Raw genomic sequence first — 18098 nt, 5'->3', positions numbered from 1 at the left:
CGGGGGTCACGTCGGGACTGGCCGGCGCCGGGGAGGTGCCGGCCGGCTCGACGGTGCGTGACCACCTCCGGCAGCACGACGGCTGTGGGGGTGGTGGGTCCGCCGCCCGGGGTGCGGGTGGCGATGGTGGCGGCCGCGACGAGGTCGCGGTGCCCAGAGAACTCGCAGTGTGGGCAGGACAGGGTCCGGCCGCGGGGTTTCGGCACGCGTCGGTGGCAGGCGGGGCAGGTGGAGGAGGTGCCGCGCTCGTCGACCGGATGGACGGTGATGCCGGCCAGGGTGGCCTTGTCGGTGAGGATTTGCAGGAGCCGGCCGATCTGCCACTGCCGAAGCCGCAGGTTGTGCCGCCGTCCCGCGTCGATGTCGAGCACCCCGCGCGGATCACCGACGTGCAGCACCCCGACCCGCTGGCGTACGGCCCAGGAGACGAGCGTGGCGGCTGCTTCGTGCTGGGCCTGACGGACCCGCCGCCGATGCCGTGCCTCGATCAGCCGCGCCCGGCGCCGGTGCTTTCGCCACCGCCGTGACCCGCTCTGCCCTGGCTTCGGCGCCCGGCTGGCGGTCGCACGGCGGCGGGCTTTGGTGTCGGCGAGGTGCATGCGGTGTTCGGCGCGGATCGCCCGCCCCGACACCAGCAGCCCTTCACCGTCGGGTCCGGCAACGGCATAGGGGTGGATGATCCCCAGATCCACTCCGGCCACCCGGCCCGGATCCGGTTGACAGCTGGCCGGGTAGGTCGCGACCGGCACTTCGGCGGTGACGTCCAGGAACAACCGGCCGCCCTCACACAGCAGGGTGACCGACCGGACTTGCTCGACCGGATAGGGCAGCTCCCGCGCCAACCGCACCGCCAAGGGCGGGCCGCCTTTGGCAGTGGGGATGCGAACCCGACGCCCGTCGAGGCCGAACGTGCCGTGGTACCAACGCACCGGCATCAACGCGCGGCGGCGCCGCGGAAACCGCGCGGACACGTCACCCTCACGGCGGCGCTTCGCCGCAGCGAACCAGGCATCCGAGAACCGGCGCAACACCGACCGGGCCCCCGTGGAGTCCAACTCGCCGAACGTGCCAGGACCGGACACGGACAACTCCCGACACAGGTCCTGATAGCCCACCAGCGGCGCATCACGGCGGCGCCACCGCCACGTGTTGATCTCCAATACACAGGCCCACACGTCACCGGCCGAGCGCAGCAACCCGAAACACCGCCGCCGCTGCGCAGCCGTCACCCGCAAACCAACACGCGCGGTGCGATGAAGAACACGGGGCGCGGCGGGATCCCGACGGCGAGGCACGAACCCCACCCAACCGCATCCCTACGACATTATCCGGTGTCGGCCAACCCGGCGAACCTCAGTGGACACCGCACTAGCCGCCGGCGTGGCCGGCCGCACCGGCCGGCGCGGGAGGCTCACTCGGTCAGGTGCACCGGGACGCTGGTGACCACCACTCCGGGCAGCGGACGCAGCGCCGCGCGCAGCCGCTGCTCGGCGCGGCTGTGCAGCGGCCGGTGCCAGCGGCTGCGGACCACCACCTCCGGCACGATCACGGTCAGCACCAGGTCCGCCCGGGAGGCGTGCAGCGCCTCCAGGTAGTGCGCGAGCGGCCCGATCACCGCCCGGTACGGCGAGACGATCGTCTCCAGCCGGACGTGGTCGCCCCACGCGTCCCACTGCTCCCGGAACCGGTCCGCCTCCGGCTCCTCGGGGGCGATGTGCACGGCCAGCGTCGGCTGGCCGAGCGAGTCCGCGTACGCCAGCGCCCGCAGCGAGGCCCGGTTCAGCCGGGCGACCGGCACCACCACCAGGTGCCGTACCTGCTGGGGCAGTTCCTCGCCCTCGGGCGTCGCCGCCCCGGCCGCCGGAGGTGGTGCCGGCACCACGGGTGGCGCGGGCGGCGGGCCGGCCGGTGGCGGGTGCAGCGCCAGCGACCGGTGCAGCAGCGTGTAGTGCCGGTGGATCGCGGTGCCCAGCAGCACCAGCAGGGGTACCGCGACCACCACCACCCAGGCGCCCTCGGTGAACTTGCTGGCCGCGGCGGTGACCAGCACGAGACCGGAGAGCGCCGCTCCGACCGCGTTGACCGCCGCGCGGCGGCGCCAGCCCGCCCCGCGCCGGCGTCGCCAGTGGACCACCATGCCGGACTGGGACAGGGTGAAGGCCAGGAACACCCCGACCGCGTAGAGCGGGATCAGCGACTCGGTGTGCCCGCGGAAGGCCACCAGCACGACGGCCGCCGCGACGGCCAGCGCGACCAGACCGTCGCTGAACGCCAGCCGGTCCCCCATGTGCAGGAACCGGCGCGGGGCGTGCTCCGCCCGGGCCATGAAGAACAGCAGCCGGGGAAAGCCGTTGAAGGCGGTGTTCGCGGCCAGCAGCAGGATCAGCGCGGTGGCTGCCTGGACCAGCCCGTACCAGGGGCCGGTCGGAAAGGTGACCCGGGCCAGCTGGGACAGCAGCGTCGCCTCCGGGGTGGGCACCACGCCGGCCAGGTGGACCAGCACGGTCAGCCCGACGAAGAGCAGCACCAGCATGGTCATCATCCAGCCGAGCGTGGTGCGGGCGTTGCGCCACTCCGGCGGGCGGAACACCGGGACCGCGTTCGACACCGCCTCGATGCCGGTCATCGACACCGCCCCCGAGGAGAACGCCCGCAGCACCAGCAGCAGCCCCAGCCCTTCGACGGCCGGCACCGGCGGCGGCGGGACCGGCTCGAACCCGCGGCCCGCAGCCCGGGCGTAGCCGACCGCGAGCAGCGCCAGCAGCGCGACCACGAAGGCGTACGTGGGGAGCACGAACAGGTGGCCGGCGGTGCGGACGCCGCGCAGGTTGCCGGCGAGCAGCAGGCCGATGGCGAGCACTCCGAGCGGCACCGTCAGCCCGGCCAGCCCGGGCAGCGCGGAGGTGACCGCGTGCACGCCGGCGGCCACCGACACGGCCACGGTGAGCACGTAGTCGACCATCAGGCCGGCGGCGGCCGCGAGCCCGGCCCGGGGGCCGAGGTTGTCCCCGGCCACCACGTAGGAGCCGGCCCCGTGCGGGTAGGCGACCACGGTCTGCCGGTACGAGATGCCGACCGCCACCATGAGCACGGCCAGCCCGGCGGCCAGCGGCAGGGACAGCCCCAGCGCGCCGCTACCGGCGAGCAGCAGCACGGCCAGCATCGCCTCCGGCCCGTACGCGACCGAGCTGAGCAGGTCGGAGGAGAGCACGGGCAGGGCGACCAGTTTGCGCATTCGCTCGTAGAGGACCGCGGCGCTGCTCAGTGGCGGCCCGAGCAGGACACGCCGGAGCCGGGTGAGGGCGCGGCCGAACCGGGAGCCGGGGAGGTTGGCCGGTTCGGTGGCGACCAGCTCACCCGGTTCGCCGACCCGGAACATGGCGATCGGGGCGAGCCGCCCGAACCGGGTCGGCGCGGGCCGGCCGTCGTGACGGCGGAGACCGGGGTCCACCGGGAGCAGGTCGGCGCCCGGTGGGCGGTTGCGCCGGGCGGCCCGCCACTGGTCGCCGATCCGGCGCAGCGTCGCCAGCTCCTCGGGCTCCAGCGGCGGAAACTCGGCCGACGGCGTGGCCAGGGTGCCCTCCGCGCCCTCGCCCTCGCCGTCCGTCCCGCTTCCCGCCCTCGCCGTGCCCACCTCTCGCACTGTCACGGAAAGCGCGGCCCGCGGCGGCGGAATGCGGACTCTTCGCGGGAACGTGCGCCCGGCGCGGGACGCGGCGGCCGGCGGGTGGCGTCCGGGCGGCTCAGTCGGACAGCGGGGTGGCGTCCGCCGGGAGGGCGGTGGGCACGGGCGGGGTGCGGCGCGCGCGGGCGCCGCCGAGCACCACCACGGCGACGCCGACCAGCAGCAGCGCGAGCCCGGGCAGCGCGGTGGCGCGGGGCAGTTGCCCCAGCCAGGCCCAACCGATCAGCGCCGCGCCCGGAGCCTCCAGCAGGACCAGCACGCTGATCGTGGTGGCCGAGACCCGCCGCAGCGCGTAGTTGAACATCGAGTGGCCGAGCAGCTGGGCACCGGCCACCAGGGCCAGGATCGCCAGCCAGGTGCCGGTGTCGAAGCCGCCCAGCGGCACCCCGCCGACCAGGCAGACCACCAGCAGGATCAGCGTGCAGACGCCGTAGCAGACGGTGGTGTACGTGGTGGTGCTGACGGTGGCCCGGGCCCGCTCGCCGAACGCGGTGTAGACGGCTGCGAACACCCCGCCGGCCACCGCGAGCAGGTCACCGGTGAAGGCCCGGCCGGAGGCGGCGAAGTCGGCTCCGCTGGCCAGCACCGCCCCGCCGACCGCCACCCCGATCCCGGCCCAGACCACCGGCGGCAGCCGCCGGCCCTGCCCTCGGGCGATCAACCCCTGCCAGACCGGCTGGGTGGCGCCGAGCGCCGTCGCGGCGGCCACCGAGGTGAGCTGGGCGCTGGGCATCCAGGTGGCGAAGTGGGCGGCCAGGGCGACGCCGGAGAGCACGCAGGCCCAACCGGCGCGCCGGCCGGCGCCGACGGTCAGCGACCTCAGTTCCGCCCGGCGGCGGGCCAGCGAGACCGGGCCGAGCACGGCGACCGAGAGCAGGTTGCGCCAGAACGCGACGGCCAGGGCGGGCGCGGCCGCGAACGCGACGAGCGGCGCGGACGACGACACGGCGACCACGGCGAGGGCGAGCGCCCCGGTGGTCAGCGGGTCGAGCGGCGGGCGGTGTTCGGAGGACACGGGGTGCAATCCTCACACGATCCGGGCCACCACGGACCGTCAGCACTCGGCTACGATCATGCGCGTACCGCCGGCGACCCCCTCGACCGCCCGGAGGCGCTCCCTCATGCCGACCTACCAGGCGGTGCTCTTCGACTTCTTCGGCACGCTCACCCGCTCGGTGCAGCGCGGCGCGGCCCACCGGTGCACCGCCGAACTGCTCGGCTGCCCGGCCGACACGCTGGTCGAGGTGCTGGACCGCACCTTCTACCAGCGCGCCAGCGGGCGGCTCGGCAACGCCGAGGCGACCCTGCGCTGGGTCTGCGAGCAGGCCGGCGTACACCCGTCGGACGGCGCGGTGCGGGCCGCGGTGGCCTCCCGGCACCGGGCGGTACGCGCGGACACCCGGCTGCGCGACGACGCGGCGCCGGTGCTGGCCGCGCTGCGCCAGTCGGGGCTGCGGACCGGCCTGATCAGCGACTGCACCCACGAACTGCCGGCGTTCCTGCCGCAACTGGCGATCGCCCCGCTGCTCGACGTGCGGATCTTCTCGGTGCAGGTGGGCTGCTGCAAACCCGATCCGGCGCTCTACCAGGCGGCGTGCCGCCGGCTCGGGCTGGCGCCGGCGGACTGCCTCTACGTCGGCGACGGCGGCAGCCAGGAACTGACCGGCGCGGAACGGGCCGGGATGACCGCGGTGCGGCTGGCCGCACCCGACCTGGCCGAGCACATGGTGTTCAACGCCGACACCTGGGAGGGGCCGGTGCTGCGCTCGCTGAGCGAGGTGCTCGACTTGGTCGACCCGGCGGCGGTGCCGGCGTGACGGCAGCGGCCGTGGCCGGATGACCGGGCTCGGTGGGCGCTGCGGCGCGGGTTCAGCGGCGGCGGACGCGGTGCAGCCGGAACGGCTTGCGGGTCGCCCGGACCACCGCCGCCGCCCGGGGCTCCTCGGCCAGCGACCCGGCGGGCAGCCCGGCCCCGGCGACCGGCTCCCCCGCCGGGGTCAGCCGGCTCAGCGCGCAGCCCTCGGCGGCCCAGCGCGCGATCTGGTCGGCGGCGCTGCCCCGGCCGTTCAACCGCTTGCCGGCGACCAGCGGCGCCGCGGTCTCCCAGGTCTCGCTGCCCGGCGCCACCCGCTCCACCCGGGCCGGCCAGGTGACGATCCGGCCGCCGTGATCGCCGCGCAGCGTCACCCACGCCTCGGTCGCCTCGGCCAGCCCCGGCGCGGACTGCTCACCCGGCCCGCTCACCAGGAAGAGCGCACCCTCCAGCGGTACGCACCAGAGCCCGAGCGCCGGGCCGCCGGGCACGGTGACCCAGGCCACCGAAGCCTTCTTCATCGCCTCGTCGACCAGGGGCGTGCTGCTGCGCTCGTGCTCGTCGGTCACACCGGCATCCTCCCGTACCCGGCCGGTCGGCGTCAGCCGACGAACGGCGGCACCATGATCTCGCCCCGGGCCACCGGCATCACCTGACCCGCGACGGTGGCGCCGACGGCCGCGCCACCGGCGGCCGTCACCGTGCAGGTCAGCGCGGACGGGCGATTGATCTCCAGGCCCTGGAGCACGTCGTACGACGAGCGGCCCTCGCCGGGCAGCAGGCCGCTGGCGACCAGCCAGACCCCGAGACCGAGCGCGGCCGACCCGGTGGCCGGGTCCTCCGGCACGCCGAGCCCCGGCACGAAGACCCGGGCGTGCGCGGTTTGCGAGTCGGCGTCCCAGGAGAAGACGCTCACATGCTCCACCCCGTACCGCTGTGCCGCCGCCGCGTTCACCCGGGCGCGGGCCACCGCGTCCGGACGCACCGGCAGGTAGGGGAACTCCAGCCCACAGCCGGCCACCCGGGGCGCCGGGCCGAGGTGGTCGTCCGCGCTGAGCCCGGCCATCTCCAGCAGCGGCTCCGGGTCGAGCTCGGGGCCGAGGGTGGGGGTGCCGCCGGTGAGCGTGGCCCCGGTCGCGGTCACCTCGATCGGCAGCACCCCGGCGCCACACTCCTGGGTGACCTGCCCCACACCGAACATGCCCCGGCGGCTGGCCGTCACCGCCGCGCCGACGCTCGGATGCCCGGCGAACGGCAGTTCCTCGGCCGGGGTGAAGATCCGGGCGCGGTAGGTGGCGCCGACCTGGGTGGGCGGAAGCACGAACACCGTCTCGGAGAGGTTGAACTCCAGCGCGAGCGCCTGCATCTGCTCGGTGGCCAGCCCTTCGGCGCCGAACACCACGGCCAGCGGGTTGCCGGCGAACGGGCGGTCGGTGAAGACGTCCACGATCTCGTAGGCCAAGGTCGACATGTTGATAAACACTAGGCGCTTAGGCTGGTGCCCGTGAGCACGCCGACCCGGGTCTACATCGCTCGTCTTGCCGGCGTCGCCGTCTTCGACCCCAACGGCGACCAGGTGGGGCGGGTACGCGACGCCGTGGCCCGGTTGCGCCCGACCCAGCGCCCGCCCGAGGTGGTGGGCCTGGTCGCCGAGATGCCGATGCGCCGGCGGATCTTCCTCTCCATCAACCGGATCACCTCGATCGACGGGGACGCGGTGGTGCTCGGCACCGGCACGCTCAACCTGCGCCGCTTCGAGAAGCGCCCGAACGAGCTGCTGGTGCTCCAGGAACTGCTCGACCGGCGGGTGCAGATCGACCCGAGCGGCCAGGCCGGCTCGGTGGTCGACGTGGCGATGGAGTGCAGCCGCGGCGGCGAGTGGTCGCTGACCCGCGTCGCCGTACGCGAGCAGACCGGCCGGTTGAGCCGCCGCGGCCACCTGCACCAGGTGGAGTGGGAGCGGGTCCGCGGGTTGAGCGGCATCGCCGACACCCGGGGCACCGCCAACCTGCTCTCGGTGCTGGAGGACATGCGCCCCGCCGACCTGGCCAACGCCTTGCAGGACCTGCCCGACGCGCGGCGCAACGAGGTCGCCGCAGCCCTGGACGACGAGCGGCTCGCCGACGTGCTCAGCGAACTGCCCGAGCACGACCAGGTGGAGATCCTGGCCGCGCTGGACCGGGAACGGGCCGCCGACGTGCTGGAGGAGATGGACCCGGACGACGCCGCCGACCTGCTCAGCGAGCTTTCCCCGCCCGAGCAGGACGTGCTGCTCGACCTGATGCAGCCGGACGAGGCGGATCCCGTCCGCCAGCTGCTGAAGTACACCCCGGGCACGGCGGGCAGCGTGATGACCTCGGAGCCGGTGATCCTGCCCCCGGACGCCACGGTGGCCGAGGCTCTGGCCCGGATCCGCGAACCGCAGCTCTCCCCGGCGATCGCCGCGCAGGTCTTCGTGACCCGCGCGCCGATGACCACGCCGACCGGCCGCTACCTCGGGATGGTGCACTTCCAGCGGCTGCTCCGGGAACCGCCGGCCGACCTGCTCGGCGGCGTGGTGGTCAACGACATCGACCCGCTGCGGCCGACCACCCCGCTGCCGGAGATCACCCGCCGGATGGCCACCTACGACCTGGTCGCCATGCCGGTGATCGACCGGAACAACCGGCTGGTCGGCGCGGTCACCGTCGACGACGTGCTGGACCACTCGCTGCCCCGGGACTGGCGGGACCGCGACGCCATGCCCGGCCCGGCCGCCTCCGACGCGGTGCTGGACGGCGCGGATGGTTGAGCGGCGGGCGGAGCGACTGGACCAGCCGCGCGAGCCCCGCCGGCTGACGCTGCCCCGGTTCGACCCGGAGGCCTTCGGCCGGTGGTCCGAGGGGATCGCCCGCGGCATGGGCACGGCGAACTTCATCGTCTACATGACGGTGGTGATCGCGCTCTGGTTCGGCTGGAACACGCTGGCCCCGGCGCACCTGCGCTTCGACCCGTACACCTTCACGTTCCTGACCCTGATGCTGTCGTTGCAGGCCAGCTACGCGGCGCCGCTGATCCTGCTGGCACAGAACCGGCAGGCGGACCGGGACCGGCTGGCGCTGGAGGAGGACCGGCGGCGGGCCGCCCTGCAGAAGGCCGACACCGAGTACCTGGCCCGGGAGATCGCGGCGCTGCGGATCGCGATGGGCGAGGTGGCCACCCGGGACTTCCTCCGCTCGGAGCTGGCCCGGCTGGCCGAGGAGCTGGACGAGGCGGGACAGCGGCGGCAGCGGCTGGAGCGCCGCCAGCAGGAGCGGGCCGCGCAGCGGGCGGCCGGCGGCAGCGACGGCCTGGACGAGCCGCGCGACGAGCTGGACGGCGACTGGGCCCGGGACGGCCGCCCGGAGGGGTGAGCGGGGCGGGCCCGGCGCGTGGCGCCGGGACGTCAGAACGCCGCGCGCCTCAAGGGGCCAGGCGAGCGGCGTTCGCCTCGATCGTCCCACTTCGTGCGATACGCGTCCAGACCCCGGCGGCGCCGGTGGGCGTCATCGAATCGCTCACACCGACCCCCGCTGACGGCGGCGGGGGATCGCTCCCGACGTAGCATTGCGGGCATGTCAGCACCCGTCAGCACCGTCTCCGACGCGGTCCAGGCCGCGCTGGCCACCGTCAACGACCCGGAGATCCGCCGGCCGATCACCGACCTCGGCATGGTCCGCTCCGCCACGGTCGGCGATGACGGTGTGGTCCGGGTCGAGCTGCTGCTCACCGTCGCCGGCTGCCCGATGCGGGACACCCTGAACAAAGACATCACGGCTGCGGTCGGCGCGGTGCCCGGCGTGACCGGCGTGGAGATCGAATTCGGCGTGATGACCCCCGAGCAGCGCCAGGGACTCCAGGCGAAGCTGCGCGGCGGGAACGCCACCGAGGAGCCGGTCATCCCGTTCGCCCAGCCCGGCTCCCGCACCCGGGTGTACGCGGTCGCCAGCGGCAAGGGCGGCGTCGGCAAGTCCAGCGTGACGGTCAACCTGGCGGCGGCGCTGGCCGCCCGCGGGCTCTCCGTCGGCGTGGTCGACGCGGACATCTACGGCCACTCGGTGCCCCGGATGCTCGGCGCCGACGGCCGGCCCACCCGCGTGGAAGACATGATCATGCCGCCGCAGGCGCACGGCGTGAAGGTCATCTCGATCGGCATGTTCACCGCCGGCAACGCCGCCGTGGTGTGGCGCGGCCCGATGCTGCACCGGGCGCTCCAGCAGTTCCTCGCCGACGTGTACTGGGGCGACCTCGACGTGCTCCTGCTCGACCTGCCCCCGGGCACCGGCGACGTGGCCATCTCGCTGGCGCAGCTGCTGCCCAACTCCGAGATCCTGGTGGTCACCACGCCGCAGACCGCGGCCGCCGAGGTGGCCGAGCGGGCCGGCGCGATCGCCCTGCAGACCCACCAGCGGGTGGTCGGCGTCATCGAGAACATGTCCTGGCTGGAGCTGCCGGACGGCTCCCGGATGGAGATCTTCGGTGCCGGTGGCGGCGCGACGGTCGCCGAGTCGCTGAGCCGGACGATCGGCGCCCAGGTGCCGCTGCTCGGCCAGATCCCGCTGGACACCCGGGTCCGGGAGGCCGGCGACGAGGGCAACCCGATCGTGCTGGCCGAGCCGGAGTCGCCGGCCGCGGTGGCGCTGGGCCAGGTCGCCGACCGGCTCGCCGTCCGGCGCGAGTCGCTGCTCGGCAAGCCGCTGGGCCTCAAGCCGGCCGGCCGCTGACCCACCCGCCGGCGCCCGGCGCTTCATGGAGTCGGCCGGGGTACCAGGCCGTCCTGTGGAGCTGATGTCCCAAATGACTCAGCTCCACAGGAGCCGAGCGACATCTGCCCGGACGCGCCAGCCGTCCCGGTTCGCGCGCTGCCGGCGGCTCAGGTGGCGTCGTCGTAGCTGACGCGGGGGGCGGGCGCCGGGGCGTTGCCGGTGGCGGTGGCCGGCCGGCTGCCGTTCGACCGGAGGTCGGCGGCGTTGGCCACGTCCTTCAGCTCGTCGTGCACGCCGGTGACGTCCGCCCGCAGGTTGTCGTAGACGCCCTGCAGCGGCTTCCGGATCGCCTGCTCGTCCTCCTCGCTGAGCAGGTGCTTGCGGATGAACGCCTTGGGGTGCAGATCCTCCAGCTGGATGTCGGTGCCCAGCTCCTTGCTCAGGTCGGTGGTGGCGTTGCGGGCCATGTTGCGCAGGTTGCGCACCATCCGCAGACCGTCGGTGATCACCGCGGGCAGCCGGTCGCCGAAGATCAGCAGCGCCAGGAGCAGCAGCCCACCGATCTCCCACATGTTCAGGTTGTCGAGCACTGCGGGCCCCCTCTCGGCGTCAGCAGCAAGACTACGCACGCCGGGCGCCGGACCGGGAGGGGGTGACCGCCCGCTACTTCGCGTCTGCGGCGAGGGTCACGGAAGCGTTCAGCCGGTCCGAGCCGCGGCGGTACTCCACGGTGACCACCGAACCGGGCGCGAACTTGCGGACCAGGGCGATCAGGTCGGTCGGTTCGGTCATCGGCCGCCCGTTCAGCTTCAGGATCACGTCGCCGGCCTTGAGCCCGGCGCCGGCCGCCGGCCCGGACGGCTCCACCGTCACCAGCCGTACGCCGCCGCCGGCCGCGCTCGAAGGGCCGCCCACCTGGGCGCCGATCACCGTACGCCGGGCCTTGCCGGTGCCGATGATGTCCTGGGTGATCCGCTTCGCCTGGTTGATCGGGATGGCGAAGGCGAGACCGATGTTGCCCGCCTCCTGCCCGTCGGCGACCAGCGACTTGATCGTCGAGTTCACCCCGACCACCCGGCCGGCGCCGTCCACCAGCGGGCCGCCCGAGTTGCCGTGGTTGACCGCCGCGTCGGTCTGGATGGCCGCGTAGTAGCGCACCGGGCCGCCCGGCTCACCCGCCTGCATGGTCCGGTCGAGCGCGCTGACGATGCCCGCGGTGACCGTGTTGGCCAACGAGAGCGGCGAGCCGATGGCCAGCACGGGGTCGCCCACGGCGAGCGCCTCGGAGTCGCCGAACTCCACCGGCCGCAGCCCGGTGCGGGCAACCTTGATCACCGCGATGTCGGACTCCGGATCCTGCCCGACCACGGTGGCCGGGGACGAACTGCCGTCGTTGAAGATCACCGAAGCCTTGCCGCTCCCGCCTGCGACCACGTGGTCGTTGGTGATCACGTGGCCGTCCGCGCTGGCGATGAAGCCGGAACCCTCGCTCGTCCCGCCGAGACTGTTCACCCGCACGGTCACCACGCTGGGCAGCACCCGTTCGGCGACGCCGGCCAGCGACTCGGGCTTGCGCTGGGCCAGCCCGGGCGGCTGCGGGTCGGCACCGAGCACCGTACCCGGGCCGGCGCCGCCGCGGACGGCGAAGGCGTAGCCGAGCGCGCCGCCGAGGCTGCCCGCGAGCAGCGCGGTGATCAGCGGGATGAGCAGCAGTTGCCGTAGCGCCGGCCGGCCCGGGGCGTCCGGGTCGGTCACCGGTTCCGGCTCCGTACCGGGGCTCGGCGCGGCCGGGAGCACCACCGCGGCCGGGGCGGCCGGGTCACGCCACGGATCGGCCAGCGCGTCGGACCACCAGGGCGAGGTGCTGCCGGTGCCGTGCGGTGCCGTCGGCGCAGGCGGCGGATACGCCGGCGCCGGCGGTCCCGCCGGCGTCGGGCTCCCTCCGGGCTGGCGCCAGTCCCAGCCGTCGGTCACGTCGGTCCTCCCAGTCCGTCCCCGGATCCCGCGTGCGACGACCCGGCGACGGGTCGGCCCGGTCGCGACCGGCGGGATACCGTCTCCAGGATTGCACGGATGCCCCGGGTGGAGTCAGCGGTTGCCGCCCGTGATCGTCGGCGCCGGGACGCGCGGCTGCGTCCGTTCGGGGCCGCCTCTACGCTCACAGTGCCAACCCGCCCCCGCACCACTCGCGCCGCCCGGAGGTGTCCCATCGCCACGGTCGCCGGTTCCGGCAGTTCGACGGCCCAGGCTCTGCAGTTCGCCGAGTCGTACGTCACCGAGGATCTCGTGCTTCGCACCGCCCGCAGCCTGGCCCACGAGGTCGGCCTCGACGCGGTGACCCCCGGCGCGGGCGCCGCGCTGCGGCTGCTCGCCGCCGCCGGGAACGCCCGGGCGGTGGTCGAGATCGGCACCGGCACCGGGGTCAGCGGGGTGTGGCTGCTGCGCGGCATGCGGGCCGACGGCGTCCTCACCACCATCGACGTGGAGGTGGAGCACCAGCGGATCGCCCGGCGGATCTTCACCGAGGCGGGCTTCGCCGCGGGCCGGACCCGGATCATCACCGGCCGGGCGCTGGACGTGCTGCCCCGGCTCGCCGACGGCGCGTACGACCTGGTCTTCGTGGACGCCGAGTCGACCGGCTTCAACGCCTGCGTGGACGCCGCGCTGCGGCTGCTGCGCCCGGGCGGGGTGCTCGCGCTCAACGGCACGCTGGCCGGCGGCCGGATCGGCGACCCGGCCGCCCGGGACGTGGAGACCGTGACGATCCGGGAGACGATCAAGGCGATCCGCGAGTCGGAGCACTGGATCCCGGCGCTGCTGCCGCTCGGGCACGGGCTGCTCGCCGCGGTGAAGTGCTGACCGGCGGCGAGCACGCGGCCCGCCGGGGGCGGGCGCCGTCCGCCGGTCAGCCCAGCGTGTCCAGCCAGCGCAGCAGCGAGCGTACGCCCCAGCCGGTCGCGCCCTTGGTCAGCTCCGCGTCGTCGGCGTCCGCCCAGGACGGCGCGGACATGTCCACGTGCAGCCAGCGGTCGCGCAGCTCGCCGGTGAACTCGCGCAGGTAGAGCGCGGCCACCACCGAGCCGGCGCCCTGGTTCGGCGCGCTGTACAGGTCGGCGAGCTCGCTGCCGAGGTACTCGACGTAGTCCGCCGGCAGCGGCATCCGCCAGGCGGACTCGCCGGCCGCGGCCACGGCGGCCAGCACGCCGGCGGCCAGGTCGTCGTTCTCGGCGTAGAGCGCGCCGGTGCGCTTGCCCAGCGCCACCGCGTTGGCCCCGGTCAGGGTGGCCAGGTCGACCAGCAGGTCCGGCTGGAGCTCGCGGACCGCGTAGGCGATCGCGTCGGCGAGCACCAACCGCCCCTCGGCGTCGGAGTTGGTGGTCTCGCTGGTCGTCCCGCCGTAGTGGCGGACGACGTCGCCCGGGCGGAACGCCGCGCCGCTGACCATGTTCTCGGCCAGCGGGGCGAGCGTGGTGACCCGCACCGGCAGCCGCAGCGCCGCCGCGCCGAGGGTGGCCGCCACCACCGCCGCCGCACCGGCCATGTCCTTGCGCATCAACGTCATCGCCGGCACCGGCTTGATCGAGATGCCGCCGGTGTCGAACGTGATGCCCTTGCCGACCAGCACCACGTGGGTGCGGGCGTCGGCCGGCCGCCAGTCCAGCTCGACCAGGCGCGGACCGTGGGCCGAGCCGCCACCCACCGCGAGGATGCCGCCGAAGCCCTCGGCGGCCAGCTCGGCCGGCTCGCGCACCCGCAGGTGCAGGTCCGGCACGCCGTCGGTCAGCGCGGCCACCTGCCCGGCGAACCACTCCGGGTTCTTGACCGAGGAGGGGGTGTTGGTCAGGTCGCGGGCCAGCCGGGTCATCCGGGCGGTGGTCCGGGCCGTCTCGAGCACGACCAGGTACGGGTCCGGATCGGCCACCAGCAGGTCGACCTCGGCGAGCGCGGGCCGGTCGCCGGCGTCGGTCAGCCGGAAGCGGTACGAGGCCAACAGCAGCCCCTCGGCGAGGCCCCGGACGGCGGCCGGGGACGCGTCCGCCGGCAGCGCCACCGTGATGTGCGTCTCATCTACGGCGGCGCGGGCCACCGCGGCGCCGGCCCGCCGCCAGCTCGCCTCGTCCCCGTCGCCGATGCCGACTAGGAGCAGCGCGGCCGGGGTGCCCCCCGGGCGGAACTGGGTCCGGGCCTCACCGGCCCGGCCGGTGAGCCGGGCGGCCGGAGCCAGCGCGGCGGCCTCGTCGACGACGCCGTCGGGCAGCGCCACCGCGGTCGGTACGGGCACGGCCGGAGTCTCGCCGCCCGCCCCCTCCTCAGCCGGTCGAAGGGGCAGGACGAGGGTGTCGAGCCGGTCGGGCTCGGCGACCAGGCGGATGGCGAGCACGCGGGACCGCACCTCCAGGAAAAGGGATCGCGGAGCGCGGTGATCCCACGGCGCTCCGCGCGGTGAAGCCCTGAGCCACCGGCAGGGCCGGTGGCTCAGGGTATGACGAACCGTCCGGGCGACGGCTGCCGCCCAAACCGCTCCTCGCTCAGCCGGCGGCCGCCTTCAGCGCGTCACCGAGCGCGTTGGCCTCGTCGGGAGTCATCTCGACGACGAGCCGGCCACCGCCCTCCAGCGGGACCCGCATGACGATGCCCCGGCCCTCCTTGGTGACTTCCAGCGGACCGTCGCCCGTCCGCGGCTTCATCGCCGCCATGTTGTCTCCCCTCAGACCTACACCAGGGTCGGTGGGTTGCCCCACAGCCACTTCGTCATGACCACCCGCAACCTACGCGGGGGTGTCGACTGACGATTTTCCCTGATGAACACCGCCGGACCCAAACCGAAGCAGCATTGATGTAACAGCATCTAGCTTATCTTGAGAAGGCCTGTCACAATGTGCGGTCATGCAGGCACGGTCGGCACTCTTCGACCTGTACGGCGACTACCTCCGGCCGAGGGGTGGCCGGGCACCGGTTGCCGCCCTGGTCAAGCTGCTGGCGCCGCTCGGGATCGCCCCGCCCGCCGTGCGTACGGCGGTGTCCCGGATGGTGCGCCAGGGCTGGCTCGACCCGTGCCGGCTCACCTCCGGACCGGGATATTCGATCACACCGAAAGCCGGCCGCCGGCTCGACGAGGCGGCCGCCCGGATCTACCGCACCGGCCGGTTCAGCTGGGACGGCCGGTTCGACCTGCTCGTGCTGGAGGCGCCCGCGGCCCGCCGGGAACGCCAGCGGCTCGCCGCCAACCTGCGCTTCCTCGGCTACGGCACGCTCGACGAGCAGACCTGGGTGGCCACCCGCCCGGCCGACGACGTCGACCTGCTGCTCGCCGAGGCGGGCGTCCGGTTCGAGCGGTTCACCGCCGCGCACGCCGCGGGCACCCCGGGCGCGATGGGCGTGGTGCGCCGCGCCTGGGACCTCGCCGAGATCGGTCGGGCCTACGAGCAGTTCGTCGCCGAGCAGCGCCCGCTGCTGGCCGGGGTGACCGTGCGCAGCGGCGACGAGGAGGCGTACGCCGCCCGGTTCCGGCTGGTGCACGCGTGGCGTACCTTTCTGTTCCGGGACCCGCAGCTGCCGCCGGCGCTGCTGCCCGAACGCTGGCCCGGCACCGCCGCGGCCAGCTTCTTCGACCGGCACGCGGCCCGGCTCCGGCCGGCCGCGGACCGGTACGTCGAGCAGTGCCTCGACGCCGGCAACCGCATCGTCCGACAGAAGGGTCGTTAGAGACGTGACCGAGCCGCTGCTGGTCGACCGCACCGACGCCGTCGTCACCCTGACCCTGAACCGCCCGACCGCGATGAACGCGCTCGACGTGGCGCTCAAGGAGGCGCTCCGGGACACCCTGGCCGAGCTGGAGAACGACCGGTCCTGCCGGGCCGTGGTGCTGGCCGGCGCGGGCGGGTCGTTCAGCGCCGGCCAGGACCTGCGCGAGCACGTCCGGACGCTGGAGTCGGGCGACGGCAAGCCGCTGGACACCGTCCGGGCGCACTACAACCCGATCGCCGCCCGGCTGGCCAACCTGCCGAAGCCGGTGGTCGCCGCGGTGCGCGGGATGGCCGCCGGGGCGGGCGCCTCGCTGGCCTTCCTGGCCGACCTGCGGATCGGCGGGCCGTCGACCAGCTTCCTGATGGCCTTCGCCAAGGTGGGGCTCGCCGCCGACACCGGCGCCTCCTGGACGCTGCCCCGGCTGGTCGGCCACGCCAAGGCGGTGGAGCTGCTGATGCTGGCCGAGCCGGTCCGCGCCGAGGAGGCCTGCCGGCTCGGGCTGCTCAACCGCCTGGTCGACGACGACGAGCAGGTGCTGCCGACCGCTCAGGAGCTGGCCGCCCGGCTGGCCGCCGGCCCGACCGTCGCGTACGGGGCGATCAAGCGGCAGCTCTCCATCGCCGACGCGGGCACCCTCGCCGACGCGCTGGCCGCCGAGGCGCAGGCCCAGTCGATCTGCGGGGCCACCGACGACCACCGCGCGGCCACCTTCGCCTTCGTCAACAAGCAGAAGCCGGCCTTCGAGGGCCACTGACCCGCCCCGGGCGGGTCAGTCGTCCTCCTCCGGATCCTGGTTGGCCTCGGCGCCGAGCACGAACGCCTGCATGGCCAGCTCGTCGCCGGACGGCGAGACGAAGGCGGGCAACTCGCGCGGGCCCAGCTCCTGCACGTACGCCCAGAACAGCCGGACCGCCTCGGCCGGTGACTCGGCCTCGATCGGCAGGTCGAGGCTGACCAGCCAGGAGCGCCGCTCCTTCGGCGGACCGAGCCGGTCGACCAACTGCCGGAAGACCGCCGGGTCCAGCGCGCTAACCGGCCCGTCGAGCACCAGCGCGTCGACCGGCACCGGCTCGTCGAAGGCCCGCCGGGTGTACGCCACCACCAGCTCCGCCGGACCCCGATCGGACAGCGGATCGTCCGGGTCCTCCGGCGCCTCGCCGGTCGGCGCGACCACCCGGCCCAGCGCCACCAGCCGCGGCGGCTCGTCGGCCAGCACCGCGACCTGGTCACCCGGGCGGGGGCGGGCGGCGCCGTCGAGGCCGGTCAGCTCCAGCGTGTCGTGATGGACGAGCCGCTCGGCGTCGTAGCGCCCGGCCGGCAGCAGCACCGCCCAGACGCCGGTGCCGCCGGCGTGGCCCGTCCCGTTCACCCGGTGCGCGGTGTCGGTCGTCATGCCCTCATCCCATCACGCCGCGTCGGGCGTCACGACGTGGCAGCCCGCGAGGTGGTCGTCGACCATTCCGGTGGCCTGCATCAGCGCGTACGCGGTGGTGGGGCCGACGAACCGGAAGCCGCGCTTCTTGAGCGCCTTGGCCATCGCGGTGGACTCGGCGGTCAGCGCCGGCACCTGAGCGAACGACGTGGGGCGGCCGGCCCGGGGCGGTGGCGCGTACGACCAGAGCAGCTTGCCGAGCCCCTCCGGCAGGTCCAGCGCGGCGCGGGCGTTGGCGATCGCCGCCTCGATCTTGGCGCGGTTGCGGACGATGCCGGCGTCGGCCAGCAACCGGGTCACGTCGGCCTCGCCGTAGCCGGCCACGGTGGGGATGTGGAAGTCGTCGAAGGCGAGCCGGAAGTTGGCCCGCTTGCGCAGGATGGTCAGCCAGGACAGGCCGGACTGGAACGCCTCCAGCGTCATCCGCTCGTAGAGCGCGTCGTCGCCGTGCAGCGGCCGGCCCCACTCCGTGTCGTGGTAGACGGCGTAGTCGGGGGTGCTCGCCCCCCAGGCGCAGCGGGGCAGCCCGTCGGCGCCGATCACCAGGTCATTCACGGCGTACACGGTAGGCCAATCCCCCGACACACCCATTGCCTCCGGCCCGGCCGGCTGCCTATGGTGCCGGTTACCGGTCGGTAGGTGTGCGCCGTCACACCCCACCGGTGGGCGCACGCACGGCACCGACAGCGGGAGGCG

Annotated in this window: 18 protein-coding genes; 7 read left to right on the top strand and 11 right to left on the bottom strand. The window is 74.7% G+C overall.

Annotated elements, in window-relative coordinates:
• The 3 genes from ACVCAH_RS26975 to ACVCAH_RS26965 form a co-directional block, all read right to left on the bottom strand.
• A partial coding sequence (locus ACVCAH_RS26975; RefSeq protein WP_447139011.1) for an RNA-guided endonuclease InsQ/TnpB family protein occupies positions 1 to 1229 on the bottom strand: 1229 nt, incomplete at its 3' end.
• A gap of 182 nt (positions 1230 to 1411) precedes the next feature.
• Positions 1412 to 3634 carry an APC family permease gene (locus ACVCAH_RS26970; RefSeq protein ID WP_447139010.1) on the bottom strand — a complete coding sequence of 741 codons (2223 nt, stop codon included), beginning with the start codon at positions 3632 to 3634 and terminating at the stop codon, positions 1412 to 1414.
• Positions 3635 to 3743: 109 nt separating this feature from the next.
• Positions 3744 to 4700 (bottom strand): DMT family transporter, encoded by a 957-nt coding sequence (locus tag ACVCAH_RS26965; RefSeq protein WP_447139009.1) that lies wholly within the window; start codon positions 4698 to 4700, stop codon positions 3744 to 3746.
• A 106-nt stretch (positions 4701 to 4806) separates the two neighbouring features.
• On the opposite strand from ACVCAH_RS26965, the gene ACVCAH_RS26960 reads away from it, so the two are divergent.
• Positions 4807 to 5502 (top strand): HAD family hydrolase, encoded by a 696-nt coding sequence (locus tag ACVCAH_RS26960; RefSeq protein ID WP_447139008.1) that lies wholly within the window; start codon positions 4807 to 4809, stop codon positions 5500 to 5502.
• Between the two features lie 52 nt (positions 5503 to 5554).
• Here the strand turns inward: ACVCAH_RS26960 and ACVCAH_RS26955 are convergent, their stop codons facing one another.
• A complete protein-coding gene (locus ACVCAH_RS26955; protein ID WP_447139019.1) occupies positions 5555 to 6019 on the bottom strand; it encodes a hypothetical protein in 465 nt (154 codons plus the stop codon).
• Between the two features lie 80 nt (positions 6020 to 6099).
• A complete protein-coding gene (locus ACVCAH_RS26950; RefSeq protein WP_447139007.1) occupies positions 6100 to 6969 on the bottom strand; it encodes a PhzF family phenazine biosynthesis protein in 870 nt (289 codons plus the stop codon).
• Positions 6970 to 7002: 33 nt separating this feature from the next.
• Here ACVCAH_RS26950 and ACVCAH_RS26945 point away from each other — a divergent pair, with 33 nt between their 5' ends.
• The 3 genes from ACVCAH_RS26945 (at position 7003) to ACVCAH_RS26935 (ending at position 10240) form a co-directional block, all read left to right on the top strand.
• Positions 7003 to 8289: a magnesium transporter MgtE N-terminal domain-containing protein gene (locus ACVCAH_RS26945; RefSeq protein ID WP_447139006.1), complete on the top strand. Its 1287-nt coding sequence runs from the start codon at positions 7003 to 7005 to the stop codon at positions 8287 to 8289.
• On the top strand, positions 8282 to 8890 hold the full coding sequence (locus ACVCAH_RS26940; protein ID WP_447139005.1) for a DUF1003 domain-containing protein: 609 nt from the start codon (positions 8282 to 8284) through the stop codon (positions 8888 to 8890). Before ACVCAH_RS26945 ends, ACVCAH_RS26940 begins: the two co-directional genes overlap by 8 nt.
• Positions 8891 to 9091: 201 nt before the next feature.
• Positions 9092 to 10240 (top strand): Mrp/NBP35 family ATP-binding protein, encoded by a 1149-nt coding sequence (locus ACVCAH_RS26935; protein ID WP_447139004.1) that lies wholly within the window; start codon positions 9092 to 9094, stop codon positions 10238 to 10240.
• Positions 10241 to 10389: 149 nt separating this feature from the next.
• On the opposite strand, the gene ACVCAH_RS26930 is transcribed toward ACVCAH_RS26935, so the two are convergent.
• Complete coding sequence (locus tag ACVCAH_RS26930) at positions 10390 to 10812, bottom strand: preprotein translocase subunit TatB (RefSeq protein ID WP_447139003.1); 423 nt, start codon at positions 10810 to 10812, stop codon at positions 10390 to 10392.
• Positions 10813 to 10885: 73 nt separating this feature from the next.
• Positions 10886 to 12196: a S1C family serine protease gene (locus ACVCAH_RS26925; protein ID WP_447139002.1), complete on the bottom strand. Its 1311-nt coding sequence runs from the start codon at positions 12194 to 12196 to the stop codon at positions 10886 to 10888.
• 276 nt (positions 12197 to 12472) lie between these two features.
• Between ACVCAH_RS26925 and ACVCAH_RS26920 the strand changes: the two genes are divergently transcribed.
• On the top strand, positions 12473 to 13081 hold the full coding sequence (locus tag ACVCAH_RS26920; RefSeq protein WP_447139018.1) for an O-methyltransferase: 609 nt from the start codon (positions 12473 to 12475) through the stop codon (positions 13079 to 13081).
• A 46-nt stretch (positions 13082 to 13127) separates the two neighbouring features.
• On the opposite strand, the gene ACVCAH_RS26915 is transcribed toward ACVCAH_RS26920, so the two are convergent.
• Both ACVCAH_RS26915 and ACVCAH_RS26910 read right to left on the bottom strand, forming a co-directional pair.
• Complete coding sequence (locus tag ACVCAH_RS26915; protein WP_447139001.1) at positions 13128 to 14603, bottom strand: leucyl aminopeptidase family protein; 1476 nt, start codon at positions 14601 to 14603, stop codon at positions 13128 to 13130.
• Positions 14604 to 14751: 148 nt separating this feature from the next.
• Positions 14752 to 14919, bottom strand: a complete 168-nt coding sequence (locus ACVCAH_RS26910; RefSeq protein ID WP_007455245.1) for a DUF3117 domain-containing protein — start codon at positions 14917 to 14919, stop codon at positions 14752 to 14754.
• A gap of 190 nt (positions 14920 to 15109) precedes the next feature.
• On the opposite strand from ACVCAH_RS26910, the gene ACVCAH_RS26905 reads away from it, so the two are divergent.
• Both ACVCAH_RS26905 and ACVCAH_RS26900 read left to right on the top strand, forming a co-directional pair.
• Positions 15110 to 15928, top strand: coding sequence for a PaaX family transcriptional regulator (locus ACVCAH_RS26905; protein ID WP_447139000.1), 819 nt, complete (start codon positions 15110 to 15112; stop codon positions 15926 to 15928).
• Positions 15929 to 15932: 4 nt separating this feature from the next.
• Positions 15933 to 16724, top strand: coding sequence for an enoyl-CoA hydratase/isomerase family protein (locus tag ACVCAH_RS26900; RefSeq protein ID WP_447138999.1), 792 nt, complete (start codon positions 15933 to 15935; stop codon positions 16722 to 16724).
• Between the two features lie 15 nt (positions 16725 to 16739).
• Here ACVCAH_RS26900 and ACVCAH_RS26895 read toward each other — a convergent pair whose 3' ends face one another.
• A complete protein-coding gene (locus ACVCAH_RS26895) occupies positions 16740 to 17363 on the bottom strand; it encodes a hypothetical protein (protein ID WP_447138998.1) in 624 nt (207 codons plus the stop codon).
• Positions 17364 to 17375: 12 nt separating this feature from the next.
• Positions 17376 to 17957: a DNA-3-methyladenine glycosylase I gene (locus tag ACVCAH_RS26890; RefSeq protein WP_447138997.1), complete on the bottom strand. Its 582-nt coding sequence runs from the start codon at positions 17955 to 17957 to the stop codon at positions 17376 to 17378.
• Positions 17958 to 18098 lie beyond the last annotated feature (141 nt).

It is taken from the genome of Micromonospora sp. LZ34 (assembly GCF_052981855.1).
Note: the sequence above shows the minus strand (reverse complement) of the source record. Positions and strands in the feature narration are given on the sequence as shown.